Source organism: Anaeromusa acidaminophila DSM 3853 (genome assembly GCF_000374545.1).
In the GTDB taxonomy this organism is placed as follows: Bacteria; Bacillota; Negativicutes; order Anaeromusales; family Anaeromusaceae; genus Anaeromusa; species Anaeromusa acidaminophila.
On sequence record NZ_KB894593.1, the window covers coordinates 49,415 to 63,282 of the forward strand.

Sequence of the window (13,868 nt, forward strand, 5' to 3'; positions counted from 1 at the left end):
AGGGAAAAAATAAATGCGCCCTGCGGCGCCTAAAAGGAGATATTTATCATGATTGTAGTTATGAAAAAGAACGCTCACCAGGAAGACGTACAACGAGTAGTGGAATACATTGAACAGGCAGGATTGCGGCCGCATCTTTCGGACGGCTCTACCCATACCATTATTGGCGTGATTGGAGCGCGTGAGGCGATTGACGTACTGGCCTTAGAAGCCTTGCCAGGTGTTGAAAAAGCAGTGCCTGTCAGTTCCGGGCTGAATTTGGTGAGTCGAGATGTCAAGGAAAGCAACACAATCGTATCGGTTGGCAGTGCTCAAATTGGCGGCGACGAGCTGGCCGTTATGGCAGGGCCCTGCGCGGTGGAAAGCAAGGAGCAGCTGAGAGAGGCAGCGTTGGCTGTAAAAGCCGGCGGCGCTCAATTCCTGCGGGGAGGCGCCTACAAGCCGCGTACTTCTCCTTACGCCTTTCAAGGGTTGGAGGAGCAAGGTTTGAAATTTTTGGCGGAAGTCAGCCAGGAAGTGGGCCTGAAAGTGGTTACCGAAGTAGTGGATGTGGAGTCTTTGGATCTAGTAAGTAATTACGCGGACATGTTGCAAATTGGCGCTCGCAATATGCAGAACTTTAAGCTGCTGCAGGCGGTAGGCAAGAAAGGCAAGCCGGTTTTATTGAAACGAGGCTTGTCGGCGACGATTGAGGAATGGTTGCAGGCGTCGGAGTACATCTTGCGCGAAGGCAACTTTCAACTGGTCCTTTGTGAACGAGGCATTCGGACCTTTGAGCCTTTCACGCGGAATACTTTAGACTTGAGCGCTGTTGCGGCTGTGAAAATGCTAAGTCATCTGCCGATTATCGTGGACCCCAGTCATGCTACAGGGAAATGGAACTTGGTGGCGCCTATGGCCAGAGCCGCCATTGCTGCTGGCGCTGACGGACTGATGGTAGAAGTTCATCCAGAACCAGCGCGGGCTCTTTGCGACGGAAATCAGTCCTTGACGCCTAAGAATTTTAATCTGTTGATGGACGAGGTTCGTTCCTTTGCCGGCTTGATGGGCAGGAGCCTATCGTGAGACGGATTGCGATTTTAGGCTTAGGTCTGATTGGCGGTTCGTTGGGTATGGCGTTGCGGCACAGCGGCGCCGATGTCTTTATACATGGATTTGACAAAGCAGAGCCAGCAAGGCGGTTAGCGTTGGAAAGAGGAGCTGTGGATCGTTGCTTTGCTACCGCTGGTGAGGCGGTAGAACAGGCTGATATTGTCATTTTAGCGACACCAGTATTGCAAATGGCGTCTTTAATGACCGAAATTGCGGAAAAATTGCCTGCCGGATGCGTTGTTTCTGATGTGGGAAGCACTAAGTCGGCTGTTTCGGAAACATTAGAGTCATTGCTGCCGGAGCGTTGCTCCTATATTGGCGGTCATCCTATGGCGGGCGGCGAAAGAAGCGGCATGGAAGCGGCGCAAAAAAACTTGTTTCAGGGACAGTGGTACCTGCTGCTGCCCGGGAAACGAGCTTCGGAGGAGCAGGTGGAATTGCTAAGGGACTTGCTGCTTCCGTTGGGAGCCAAGGTTGCCGTTATGCATCCTCAAGAACATGATCAATGGGCGGCTGTAATTAGCCATATTCCCCATGTCACGGCGGCAGCGCTGGTGCATTTGCTAGCCAGAGCGGAGCTGGGGGACGCTCGGGTGCAAATGGCGGGGGGCGGTTTTCGGGATACAACGCGTATTGCTTCCTCTGATGCAGACATGTGGGCGGATATTTGCATTAGCAATGCCGAACATATACATCGACAAATTGGAAAACTGCAAGAAATTCTTGCAGAATGTGCGCAAGCGGTTGAGTCTGGCGACCGGAAGAAGCTGCATGATTATTTTTTACAGGCTCGCACTTTTCGTGAAAGCTGGCTGATGGATTTACGTTAATCTGCCTTGGAAATTTGCAAACGTAAGGCAGGAACTTAGCAGCGAGCGACGAAGACCTATGTAATATGTGAAAGTTATGTGAATTCGAAGGCGGAATTGGCAGAACTGGATAGGTCTGGAGGCGTTTGCGATGCAACCATTTCGCCAGCAAGGAGCTTCGCTGCTGGAACTGTTGGCGATCTGCTCAGTAATTGTGATCTTGATGGCGGCAAGTACGCTTTATTGGCGCTTGCCTAGAGGAGCCCCTACGGAGGTAGGGGCTCAACAATTGGCGGCGGATTTAGCGTTGTTGCGCCAATGGTCGGTTAATACCGCTATGGGAACGGCGGATCATTTTTGCGAGCAGCCTGTTTTTCCCTCGATATATTTTGTGGGATCTCCTATTACGAGCTATCAATTATTGCGAAATGGAGTTGTTTGCAAGACTGTTCATTTGCCAGACGGAGTGGTGCTTAATTCTCCTTGCGGCCGTCAATTTCAATTTAATCAAGCGGGGCGTATGTCTGCGGGGGTTACACTGACTTTGCGGCGCAATTATTGGCCGACGCAGGCAATGCTTGTAGTCTTGGATATGCCGGGGCGGATTGAGGTGCGCAATGGCTGGATGTAAGAAGGCGCAAGCGGGAATTATCCTAGCAGAGACGCTGCTGGCTTTTTTCATCTTCTTCAGTGTCGGCGGCGCCATATTTGCTTTTTTGAAGACGGAATGGTTTGCTGTGCAAGAAGCTAAAGCGCAGTCGGAGGTCTCGTTGGCAGCGCAAGAGGAATTGGAGCGCTTGCGCACAGGAGAAGTTTCAGCAGGACAGGAAGAACGACAGCTTTCAGGAAGACTGGTCGTGCAGTGCCGCCGAACGTTGCAGATTAGCACAATCAGCCCTTCTTTAAGGGAGGCGGTTGTATGTTTCAGCTGGCAAGGCGCAGACGGGCGCAAGCGAGAACTGCAATACAGTACTTTGTTTCCATGAAAAAAAGGCTAAGAATCCTAGATTCCAAGGGATTTACCTTGGCGGAGCTTCTGGTTGTCATGCTATTGTGGGGAGTGCTGTTGAGTTGCATCGTTCCTGCAGCTAAATTAGGCGTAGAACTGACCCAAGATTGCTTTTCACAAATTCTTTTGCAGAGGGAAGCTCGCTTTCTAATCGATGCTATTTCCAGGGATGTAATGCAGGCGAGTTATGTGGAGTCGCCTGACGCAACACATTTGAAGCTGTATTTGAAATATCAAGCGGAAAAGCCTTGTACGAATGTCAGCTATTTTTTTGATCAATCCATGCTGCTATTACGCAGAGAACAGAATGGCGGCGGCGCTCAGCCAGTAAGCAGCGGAGCCGGGGCCGTGCGAACTTTGCCGTTGCGCCAATGTGCATTTTCTCTTGTTCGTGGCGGCGGAATAGTTAACGTGCGCGTTCAGTTAACAGTACAAGATGGACCAAGGCTATTGTCGTTGGAAACACAAGTCTCTTCCTGCAACGGGTGGGGGCGTGAACATGGGTTGTAACAGTTGGAGAAAAAGCGGCAGTATTCTTGTTGCGGTCTTGCTTCTTTGTTTTTTTCTATTAGCAATAGGAACTGGCATTGTAACTTATATACATAGCGAAACGGCTACGGCAGCCTCGGTGAGTCGGGGAATCCAGGCGCAATATCTGGCAGAAGCAGGAATTCAGGATGGTATCGTCAAATTAGCTTCTAATAGAGCGTTTACGGGCTCATATAGCCGTAACCTGGGCGGAGGAGATACTTATAAAGTAAGCATTTTACCTCGTCAACCATGGCGGCGGCTGATTGTTTCACAGGCGAATTTTCAAGGAGAATCGCGGCAGCTAGTTGTAGAAGCAGACCTTTCTTTGAATCTTCCCCAATGCCTGTTGGCGACAGAAGGAGATTTGTCTTTAGGTGAGCAGGACTATCTACAAGGCATAGTTTCAGCAGGAGCAACGATACGCGCCAGCCAAGGCGTGTTTGTGGATGGTCCTTGTTTAGGACAAAAAATGGAGAACAATGGGAGCGTGAGCGTAGGGGGCTGCCATCCTGCGGCTGATTTGACGGTGCCTATTCCGGCTGGAATTGAGCGCCGAAATACCCCTCTATTGCCGACGGATCAATTTGTTAACGGCGATTTTTATTATTCCGGCACGCTGTTGCTGGAGCAGCCTTCGACAGGACAGGGCGCCAGCGGTACAGTTTATGTGGATGGAGATGTTTATGTACCTGCTTATTATCACTTTCGAGGACCATGGTTGTTAGCGGCGAGCGGTTCTATTATTGTCGGACATGACGCCAATCTGGAACAAGTTTGGTTGTGGGCTGGACAAAACCTGAGCGCGGGCGCTCGGGTGCAGCTTGTTGGCGGAGCTTGGAGCAAAGGGAGTCTACAGATTGGCGAACAAGCGCATTTATACGCAGCTGCGCCACCTCTTTTTCCAGCATTGCCTTCTGTAAGTACGGATGTCTTTTTGCTTCGCTCCTGGAATACTTATGAATTGAAGGAGGGTCTTTGAATGAATGTAAAAAACTGCATGGAAGAACTGGTCTGGAGCCATTTGGATCGCGTTTTGGATTCGTATCCTGAGAATGTATGCCGTTGTCCGCGCTGTCGTAACGATTTAGCGGCTTTGGCGCTGAATTTTTTACCGCCGCGCTATGTGGCCACAGACCGAGGCGAGATTTTTACTAAAATTAGAGGCTTGGAAGCGCAATTTACAGTCGATGTGATTAGTGCCATCAGCATGGCTGCGGTTATCGTTAATAAAAAACCTCGTCATGATGAATCCGCCTCGCCGGAGTAAAGAGTCTTGTGGGAACGTATGCGGCAGATTTGGCGGCGGCGGAAATCTGCGGCAGTTTTTGGGATTGATTTTGGCGCTAGCCATCTGCAAGTGGCGGAATTGAGGCAAACAACTGGCGGGCCTGTGCGTTTGCGGCAATTTGCTATTGAAGATAGACCGTGGGGTGAGAAGGCGGTTTCCTCGCAAATGGAGGGGGAACTTCTGCGGGATGCCTTAGGCCGTAATGGAATGCAGGCAGAATTTGCTGTAGCAGGTATTGGATCAGAACATTCTTATTTTCAAGTGTTTCGGTTTCCTAGTATGCCTGAAAGAGAACTATTGGAAGCAGCGCGCTGGGAATTGCAGCCTTTTCTGAAGGAGAATGGTAAACACTATTATTACGATATGGCTGTTCTGAAAAGCGCTTCTTCAACTGGAGACACTCTGGTGTTTGCTGCTGCCGCACTTAAAGAATGTGTTGACTGGCTTGTCGCTGCAGCATACGAGGCTGGTGTAAAACTAGCGGCGGTGGAACCGGAAGTGGTGGCTTTTGCACGCGCCAATGGAGATCCGGGAGAGGCCCTGTTGGTTAAGGCGGAAGCAGAGCATGCGCATTTGTGTTTTGTTCATCGAGGAATTCCTGAGCGTGTTGAAACGATTGTCAGTGAGAAAGCAGAGCTGTCTGGCTTGGAATTAGCGGCAGTTTTAACGGAAAGAACGGCGGCTTATCAGACGTTGCATGAGGGATGTTCTCTGCAAAGCATCTATTTAGGCGGCGAGCGTCTAGCGGAAGAGGCGTTAGGGAGAGTTGTAGCCAAACAGACGGGGCTGGCTGTACAACAAAATGCTTGTTGGCAGCAGGTAACAGCGGATCCTCTTTTTGACAAGACATTTTTAGAGACGGCGGCTCCAGTCTTGTCTCTTAGTATCGGATTGGCTATGAGGGGGTTCCAAAGTGGTTTGCGTTAACTTTCTGCCGCCGGATCAGCGAGGTGGCAGAGATTGTTTACAAAAATTAATATGGTTTCTTACAGTTGGTTTTTTCATCTTGGCAGTGAGTATAAGTTTTTTTTATTTTTGCCTGTTGCAACGGCAAGAGGCAAAATGGCAGCAGGCTTGGGATCACTATCAGCTCTTGCTGCCAATGGAGGCGTCTCGACGAGAAGAAGCGCAGATGCAAGAACAAATTGAAAGAAAAGGGCAGCTGGTGCAGAAGGTGCTGCAGGGGAGCCTTCCTTGGGGCTATGCCTTGGATACCATTGGAAAGAGGCTGCCGCCGCAAGTTTGGTTACAGGAAATCAGTGCTGAAGCAGGCGGTCAATTGCGCTTAAAGGGGATGGCGCTTACGCAACGGGATGTAGTGGCTTTTATGAAAAATTTAGAGAGTCAGCCGGCTTTTAGCGGCCTAAGCCTTGGGTTGGTAGAAGCGGATGAGCAGAGACTAGAACATTTTGAATTGTCGTTACGGCTAAAAAGGCGATGACAGTTTCCGTGGTTTTTTGGTATCGTCTTTGGCGGAAACAGTCTTCGTTGCGTAAGTCGGTTGCTATTTTGGCGGCTGTGTTTATTTTGTTTATGGGAATTGTTTTTTCTTATATTATGCCTTGCCGAGAGCAGCTGCTGGCGTTGGAAGAGAAAACCAAGCTGCAAGAAGAAGAAAACGAACAATTGGAGCAATACGGCTTACAGGATCAAAGTTCCAGGAAAGTAGAGACGCAAGAAAAATATATATTGTTGCAGCAGAAGTTACCAGCGGGGCCGGAAGTAGGGGCGTTTTTGCTGGAACTGGAGCAAGCGGCGCGAGATTCCGGGGTATCAATTGTGCAGGTGCGTCCTCGAGAGGCGCAACAAGAGGCTTCCTGGCTTCAGCTTCCTGTAGAATTGGCGGCTCGCGGCTCTTTTCAAAGCATGCAACTTTTTCTAACTTTTTTGGGTAGGCTGAATCGGCTGGCAGTATTGCAAAGTTTGGTGCTGCAGGAACAACAAGAAGATGTGCAAGCTAAACTAACAATTACTATATACTGTGATAAATAGAAATGAAGCATAGAGCAGGAGGGGTAGCACTCATGATACGGTATTTGACAGCGGGAGAATCGCATGGACCATCTTTGACAGTGATTATGGAAGGAGTGCCCGCAGGGGTAAAACTGGAAGAAAAGTTGATGCAACAAGAGATGGCGCGGCGCCAGCAGGGGGTAGGTCGCGGCGGCAGGATGGCGATAGAAACCGATACGGTCCGAGTTACATCAGGAGTGCGTTTTGGAGAAACCCTAGGTTCGCCGGTGACTTTGGTGGTGGAGAACCGAGATCATGCTAATTGGCTCGATAAAATGGCGCCTTTTGGAGAAGCAGCAGGAGATGCGGTTACTGCCGTGCGGCCTGGCCATGCGGATTTAACTGGCGTATTGAAATATGATCGACAGGATGCACGGGATATTTTGGAACGAGCCAGCGCTAGGGAAACGGCAGCTCGCGTAGCTGCCGGAGGCGTATGCAAACAGCTTTTGGCGGCTTTGGGTGTTCAAGTCCGATCGCATGTTGTCAATTTAGGCGGCGTGGAATCTCCGTTGCAAGGCATGGCGGCTTTTCGAGCTTGGCGGCAACCGGATCCGCAGACAGCCTGTCTGGATGAGGCGGCTTCGCTGGCTATGAAACAGAGAGTGGAAGAGGCGAAGAACGCAGGGGACACACTGGGGGGCGTGATCGAGGTTTTCGCAGACGGACTTTGGGCGGGCCTTGGCACCTATGCCCAAGGAGATCGGCGCTTGGATGCGCGTTTAGCGGCGGCTATGGTTTCGATTCCCGCTATTAAAGGCGTTGAGTTTGGCGAAGGCTTCCAATATGCAAACCTGCCTGGAAGCCAAGCGCATGATGAAATTTTCCATGCTGACTCGCAAGGTTTTTTCCGCCGTACCAATCATGCTGGCGGTTTAGAAGGCGGTATGAGCAACGGGGAAGTGGTGTGGCTGCGCCTCGTAATGAAGCCGATTCCTACGTTGATGCAGCCGTTGGCTACGGTGGATTTGCGGACTAAGGCAGCCGTAGACGCCTGCAAAGAACGCAGTGATGTCTGCGCGGTGCCGGCTGCGGCCGTAGTGGCGGAAGCGATGCTGGCTATTACCTTGGCGCAGGTGATCAGTGAACAATTTGGCGGTGATTGTTTCCAGGATCTAAAACAAAACATTGATGCTTATAAACAGCGTTTGGAGAAGCGAGCATGAGACGCAATCTTGTTCTAATTGGCTTTATGGGAACTGGCAAGACTACGATTGGCAGGATTTTAGCGGCAAGGCTTGGTTATCCTTTTGTTGATAGCGATCGTAAATTGGAAAGCCAGGAAGGGAAAAGCATTTCTGAGATTTTCGAGCAATTAGGCGAAGAAGCTTTTCGCAGTAAGGAAAAGGAAATGATTGCCCGTCTATCGCGCTATACAGGAACCGTTATTGCCACTGGCGGCGGTGTGGTTCTGGACGAGGAAAATGTAAAACGCTTGCGGCGCAATGGAATTTTGGTTTTACTCCAGGCCTCGCCGGAAGTTATTTTGGAGCGTACCGGCCGAAGACAAAATCGTCCGCTGCTGGCGGTGGAGGAACGGGAAGAGCGAGTGAGGTCTCTTTTGTCTCAGCGTGAAGAGGTATATACGCAAGCAGCAGACGTAGTTATTGATACAAGCGAATGCGGACCGCAGGAAATTGCGGAAAAAATAGTGGAATTTGTAAGGCAAGGAGGCTGGTTGCGTGGACATCGTCGAAGTAGCCACCGGTGAACGCACCTACGAGATTCATATTGCAGCTGACGTATTGGGACAATTACCGGCCTTGTGTTCGCAGGCCGCTTTAAAAGCAGGAAATACGCTAGTGGTGACTGACGAAAATGTGCGGCCTTTATATGGGGGAGCTGTGAAAAATGCATTAGAGGCGGCGGGCTGGCAAGTACGAATGGCTGTGGTTCCGGCCGGTGAAAGCGCTAAAACCTTTAACTGGGCGCAGCGGCTGTATGATGAAGCGCTGCTAGCGGGGATTGATCGAAAGAGACCTATCATTGCTTTAGGCGGCGGGGTTGTAGGGGATTTGGCTGGATTTGTGGCGGCTACCTTTTTGCGGGGCGTTCCTTTTGTGCAACTGCCTACGACCTTGTTGGCGCAGGTGGATTCCAGCGTGGGCGGCAAAGTAGCGGTGAACCATCCGCAGGGAAAAAATCTAATCGGCGCCTTTTATCAGCCTCATTTAGTAGCGGCGGATGTGACGACACTGGACACTTTACCAGAGCGCGAATGGGCTGGCGGGCTGGCGGAGGTTGTGAAATACGGAGCGATTTTTGACGCGTCTTTTCTAGCATGGCTGGAGAAGCATGCAGTGGCTTTGCGTCAAAAGAGCCGGGCAGAAATAGAGTATGTTATTGGCGTTTGTTGTCGCCATAAAGCGGCGATCGTAGCGGAAGACGAGAAGGAAACAGGACGGAGAGCGCTTTTGAATTTTGGTCATACGATGGGACACGCTTTAGAAAGCGCTACTTCCTTTGCGCATTATATTCACGGGGAAGCAGTGGCTATTGGCATGGTCGGAGCGGCTTATCTGGGAGAACTTTGCGGCGTGACGGCTCCAGGAACTTGTGAGAGACTGGAGCGTATTTTAAAAACATTTGGGCTTCCCATACGGAGCACGGTATGTTCTGCTGGACAATTGGAGCCGCTTTTAATGCATGATAAAAAAGTGGCTGAAGGCGCACTGCATTGGGTGTTGTTACAGGAAGCCGGGGCGGCTTTTGTAACTAAGGAAGCGACGAATACGGATATAAGGGCGGCATTATGTTATATTTGCGGTAATTAAAACACAAAAGTACTCTTGATTGGAGAATTTTTCAATCAAGAGTATTTTTTATTGCAATTATGGGAGGAATTTTTCTTTATTAGTGGAATCATTCTAAATGTTTGCATTTATAGTTGTATAAACAACGTAAATTAGAGGTAGGAGTTGAAGCAAGGGTGACACGGAAGAAAAAAATACTCACAGTTACGGTTCTTGTTGTAGTTGTACTGTCTGCGATTATTGGCTTTCGCATCTACAGCAATATTTCAGCGAATAAAGAGCGGGCGGCCCGTATGGCGCAGGGAAAGATACCCAATGTTACGACCGCAGTAGTTGGACGTCAGAATTTGCAGCCGGTACTGATTTTTTCAGGTAGTCTGGAGCCTGTTTGGAATGCTGATGTATCCGCAAAGGTGGATGGCCGCCTTGATCGCGTGCTTGTAGAAGAAGGCGACCAGGTAGCTGCGGGAACGTTGCTGGCGCAAATGGATACGGCGGAACTGGAAGCGCAGGTTATTCAGGCGGAGGGAAACTTGTTGTCGAAAAAAGCCGATTTAGAACAGGCGCAGTTAGATTTGCAGCGCATGGAATCTTTATCTGAACAAGGCGCTGTTTCGGTCGCCTCTTTGGATACGGCTAGGACGAAGAGAGATCTTGCTATCGGCCAGGTACGTTCGTATGAGGGCAGTTTGGCTTTGGCCAAAGCTAAACTGGATTATACCCAGGTGCGGTCTCCGAAAGCGGGTGTAATTACCAAGCGCTTTTTGCAGTCTGGGGGCTACACTAAATTGGGAACCGCTATTGTAACGGTGGCTGATTTAACCTCGTTGCTGGCGAAAGTAACGGTCGGTGAAGCGCAGGTGAGCGATGTAGCTGTGGGTAAGAAAGTGTCTGTGCGCATAGAAGCCTTGGGGAATCAAATTTTCGAGGGCGTTATTGTGCGTGTGTCTCCGTCTGCGGCGACGGCTTCTCGCGCCTTTATGGCGGAAATTGAAATTTCCAATCCGACAGGGATATTGAAACCGGGCATGTTTGCTAAAGCGGAAGTGACTGGTGCGGCGCACCACAATGCCTTGGTAGTGCCTGAAAGCGCCTTAGTAATGAGGGAAGACCAAAAAACTGTCTACGTGGTCAATGCCGAAAGAAGGGTGCAGCAACGTTTGCTGAAAACCGGTTATATCGGCGGCGGTTGGGCTGAGATTTTGGAAGGATTGCAAGAAGGAGAGCAAATTGTAACTTCCGGTCAAAACAAACTGCGTGACGGAGCAAAAATTGACGCAGGCGACAGTGAAGCGGAGGCCGCAAAATGATCGAAACATTTATCAGGCGGCCGGTTTTTACCACTATGTTGGTGTTGTTGCTGGTGGTATTTGGCCTGAGTTCCTATTCCGGCATTGGCTTGGATTTGTATCCGGATGTGGAATTTCCTATTGTTAATGTAACGGTGACCTACACGGGCGCTTCACCGGAGGAAATGGAAACACTGGTCACTAAACCGATTGAGGATGCGGTCAGTTCGGTATCCGGCATAAAGACCTTGTCTTCTATTTCTAAAACAGGCACCTCGCAAATTACCTTGGAATTTGAATTTGGCACCGACCCCAAAATGGCGGCCAATGAAGTGCGTGAAAAAGTTGCAGGGGTGCGCAAAAAGCTGCCGGATCAGATTGACGAGCCGGTAGTGCAGCGCTTTGATATCAGTGCGCAATCTATTATTTATTTCAGTTTGGCATCGGATGAACGGCCGCGTCAAGAAATCCGCAAATTGGCTGTAGATATTGTTAAAGATGAGCTGCAGCGGCTGGATGGAGTAGGCGATGTCAATGTATTTGGTTCGACGCTGCGGGAAATTCAACTGCGCATCGATCCGGCCAAAATGGAAGCCTACAATATTACCTATCAGCAATTGGAAGACGCAGTAAATGCGCAAAATATAGATACTCCGGGCGGGCAGGTCAGCGCTAAAAGTTTGGAACTGACGGTGCGTACCTTGGGGAAATATACGTCGGTAGAGGAATTGCGCAACCTGGTGCTGGCTAACCGCGACGGGCGTCTTATACGTGTTGGCGACGTTGTCGAAGTTGTGGACAGCTATGCTGAGGAACGGGGATTTGCTCATACCAACGGTAAACCCAGCGTCATGGTGGCGGTGCAAAAGCAGTCAGGCTCTAATACGGTTGATGTAGCCGAGCGTGCGAAAAAAGCGATGAAGAGCATGCAGGAAAGGGTGCTTCCGAAGGACATTAACGTCACCATTGTGCGAGACAGTTCTACCTACATTAGAGACAATGTGGAAGACGTCATGGTCTCGCTCCTTTTCGGCGGCTTTTTGGCGGTTGTTATTACCTTTTTGTTTTTGCAGAATGTGCGGGCTACGCTTATTTCTGCTATTGCCATTCCAACATCCATTATTGCTACCTTCTTTTTGATGAAGGTGATGAACTTTACCCTTAACAATATGTCTTTGATGGGGTTGAGTTTGGCCGTGGGCATTTTGATAGATGATGCCATTGTGGTTATTGAAAATATCTTCCGCCATATGGAAGAGGGGAAGCCGCCCTTACAGGCGGCTAAAGAAGGAACGCAGGAAATTTCCTTGGCGGTGCTGGCAACGACGCTGTCCATTTTAGCTGTGTTTGTGCCTGTAGGCAGTATGGGCGAAGTGGTTGGACAGTTTTTCAAGCAATTTGGTCTGACTGTTGCTTTTGCGGTTACTTTTTCTCTCTTTGTGGCGTTTACGCTGACGCCGATGCTTTCTGCTTACTGGCTGAAAGGTCATGGAGGCAGAGAGTCGCTGCCTTTTATTCAGAAGGTGTTAGATGTTTGGGAGCAGTCTTTTTTATGGCTGCGCGACATTTATCGGGAAGTGCTGCGCTGGGCGCTGCGGCGTCCCAAAAAATTGGTGGCAATCGCCTTTTTATCTTTGTTTATTAACGGTTTGCTGTTGCCTTTTGTAGGGGTTGAGTTTCAGCCCAGCTATGACTCAGGCGAGTTTTCTATTAATTTTTCCGCTCCCGCCGGTACGTCTCAGGATCAAATGATTGAGCTGGCGCAGCCTTTGGAGAAAATGGTGCTGGAGCTGCCAGAATTGAAATCAGCGTTTGTTGTGACGGCGGCTAGGCGTGATCCCATTTATAAAGGCACAATTGGAGTTCGCTTGACCCCTGGCTCAGAGCGTAATCGCACGATGGACGATATTATGAACGAGCTGCGGGTTAAAACCAGGAAGATCAAGGGACTCAAAGTAGCTGTAGTGACCAATCAGGGGATTGGCCGCGGCGACAGCCGCCCGGTACAGCTGGGGTTGCGCGGTCCCGAGCTGGAGGTGCTGAATCAAAAGGCGCAGGAACTGGCTGATATGATTCGGCAACTGCCGGGAACGGCGGACGTTGATATTTCCAGTGAGCAGTACGAGCCTCAGATCCATGTGAAGCTGGACCCAGCTAAGGCAGGAAGCGTAGGAATTACCGCTGCTACAGCCGGTGATATTATTCAAACCGCTTTTTTGGGGGTTGTGACCAAAAATCAATATAATGTAGGCGGCAATGATTATGACATCCGTTTGCGGTTGCAGGAAAAGCGGCGCGTCAGTTATGACGATGTAGCGAACTTGCGAGTTAGCACAGCCGCTAATGGATCCTTTGTGCGGTTAGCGGATATTGCCACCGTAAAAGTCAGCGCAGGGCCCACCCAGATTGACCGCGAATCAAGGCAACGGCAGGTTATTGTCTATGCGAACGCAGTCGGGGTTTCCGCCGGTGAGATTCTCAATCAGGTTAAGGCGTTGATTCCGGATTTGAATCTGCCTTTAGGTTATAGTTATAAATTTGTTGGTCAGGCTGACAGCATGAATAGCGCGTTTGGACAAATCAGTAAAGCCATTCTCTTAGCGGTTATTTTGATCTACATGGTGCTGGCGGCTGAGTTTGAAAGTTTTGTACATCCCATGACCATCATGTTGTCGCTGCCATTTTCGCTGGTAGGCGCTATTTTGTCCTTAATGATGACAGGCAAAACCATCAATATGATTTCCTTGATTGGCGCAATCATGCTTATGGGCTTGGTGACGAAAAATGCTATTTTGCTCATTGACTATACCAATCAACTGCGCCGGGAAGGCTGGGAGATTCGGGAAGCATTGGTTGAGGCGGGCTCAGTGCGTTTGCGTCCGATTCTGATGACAACCATGGCTATGATTTTTGGCATGCTTCCCGTAGCCATGGGAATAGGGGCCGGGGCGGAGATGCGCTCCTCTATGGGGGTTGTTCTTGTTGGCGGCTTGATTACTTCAACGGTGCTTACGTTAGTAGTAGTCCCATTGGTATATATGCTGTTGGAAGGCCTTCGTTCCAAGAAAAATCAAATGTGACTTT

The 13,868-nt window shown here is 49.9% G+C and carries 15 protein-coding genes; all 15 read left to right on the forward strand.

Annotated elements, in window-relative coordinates; translation table 11 throughout:
* Positions 1-48 precede the first annotated feature (48 nt).
* The 15 genes from aroF (at position 49) to C508_RS0110045 (ending at position 13,864) form a co-directional block, all read left to right on the forward strand.
* A complete protein-coding gene (gene aroF, locus C508_RS0109975) occupies positions 49-1,065 on the forward strand; it encodes a 3-deoxy-7-phosphoheptulonate synthase (RefSeq protein ID WP_018703420.1) in 1,017 nt (338 codons plus the stop codon).
* Positions 1,062-1,922: a prephenate dehydrogenase gene (locus tag C508_RS0109980; RefSeq protein ID WP_018703421.1), complete on the forward strand. Its 861-nt coding sequence runs from the start codon at positions 1,062-1,064 to the stop codon at positions 1,920-1,922. Before aroF ends, C508_RS0109980 begins: the two co-directional genes overlap by 4 nt.
* A 130-nt stretch (positions 1,923-2,052) precedes the next feature.
* Positions 2,053-2,532: a pilus assembly FimT family protein gene (locus C508_RS0109985; RefSeq protein ID WP_018703422.1), complete on the forward strand. Its 480-nt coding sequence runs from the start codon at positions 2,053-2,055 to the stop codon at positions 2,530-2,532.
* Complete coding sequence (locus C508_RS0109990) at positions 2,519-2,887, forward strand: type IV pilus modification PilV family protein (protein ID WP_018703423.1); 369 nt, start codon at positions 2,519-2,521, stop codon at positions 2,885-2,887. The genes C508_RS0109985 and C508_RS0109990 overlap by 14 nt, the downstream gene beginning before the upstream one ends.
* Positions 2,821-3,420 carry a prepilin-type N-terminal cleavage/methylation domain-containing protein gene (locus tag C508_RS18270; protein ID WP_083928073.1) on the forward strand — a complete coding sequence of 200 codons (600 nt, stop codon included), beginning with the start codon at positions 2,821-2,823 and terminating at the stop codon, positions 3,418-3,420. The genes C508_RS0109990 and C508_RS18270 overlap by 67 nt, the downstream gene beginning before the upstream one ends.
* Complete coding sequence (locus C508_RS0110000; RefSeq protein WP_018703425.1) at positions 3,410-4,420, forward strand: pilus assembly PilX N-terminal domain-containing protein; 1,011 nt, start codon at positions 3,410-3,412, stop codon at positions 4,418-4,420. Before C508_RS18270 ends, C508_RS0110000 begins: the two co-directional genes overlap by 11 nt.
* A complete protein-coding gene (locus C508_RS0110005) occupies positions 4,421-4,708 on the forward strand; it encodes a late competence development ComFB family protein (protein ID WP_018703426.1) in 288 nt (95 codons plus the stop codon).
* A 6-nt stretch (positions 4,709-4,714) separates the two neighbouring features.
* Complete coding sequence (pilM, locus tag C508_RS0110010) at positions 4,715-5,656, forward strand: type IV pilus biogenesis protein PilM (protein WP_018703427.1); 942 nt, start codon at positions 4,715-4,717, stop codon at positions 5,654-5,656.
* Complete coding sequence (locus C508_RS0110015; RefSeq protein WP_018703428.1) at positions 5,643-6,170, forward strand: PilN domain-containing protein; 528 nt, start codon at positions 5,643-5,645, stop codon at positions 6,168-6,170. The genes pilM and C508_RS0110015 overlap by 14 nt, the downstream gene beginning before the upstream one ends.
* An 8-nt stretch (positions 6,171-6,178) precedes the next feature.
* Positions 6,179-6,721: a type 4a pilus biogenesis protein PilO gene (gene pilO, locus C508_RS0110020; protein WP_169342526.1), complete on the forward strand. Its 543-nt coding sequence runs from the start codon at positions 6,179-6,181 to the stop codon at positions 6,719-6,721.
* 32 nt (positions 6,722-6,753) lie between these two features.
* A complete protein-coding gene (aroC, locus tag C508_RS0110025; protein ID WP_018703430.1) occupies positions 6,754-7,908 on the forward strand; it encodes a chorismate synthase in 1,155 nt (384 codons plus the stop codon).
* Complete coding sequence (locus tag C508_RS0110030; RefSeq protein ID WP_018703431.1) at positions 7,905-8,453, forward strand: shikimate kinase; 549 nt, start codon at positions 7,905-7,907, stop codon at positions 8,451-8,453. The genes aroC and C508_RS0110030 overlap by 4 nt, the downstream gene beginning before the upstream one ends.
* Positions 8,425-9,516 (forward strand): 3-dehydroquinate synthase, encoded by a 1,092-nt coding sequence (aroB, locus tag C508_RS18275; RefSeq protein ID WP_039797233.1) that lies wholly within the window; start codon positions 8,425-8,427, stop codon positions 9,514-9,516. Before C508_RS0110030 ends, aroB begins: the two co-directional genes overlap by 29 nt.
* Positions 9,517-9,671: 155 nt before the next feature.
* Entirely contained in the window at positions 9,672-10,805 is a 1,134-nt protein-coding gene (locus C508_RS0110040) for an efflux RND transporter periplasmic adaptor subunit (protein ID WP_018703433.1), read from the forward strand.
* On the forward strand, positions 10,802-13,864 hold the full coding sequence (locus tag C508_RS0110045; protein WP_018703434.1) for an efflux RND transporter permease subunit: 3,063 nt from the start codon (positions 10,802-10,804) through the stop codon (positions 13,862-13,864). Before C508_RS0110040 ends, C508_RS0110045 begins: the two co-directional genes overlap by 4 nt.
* Positions 13,865-13,868: the final 4 nt, after the last annotated feature.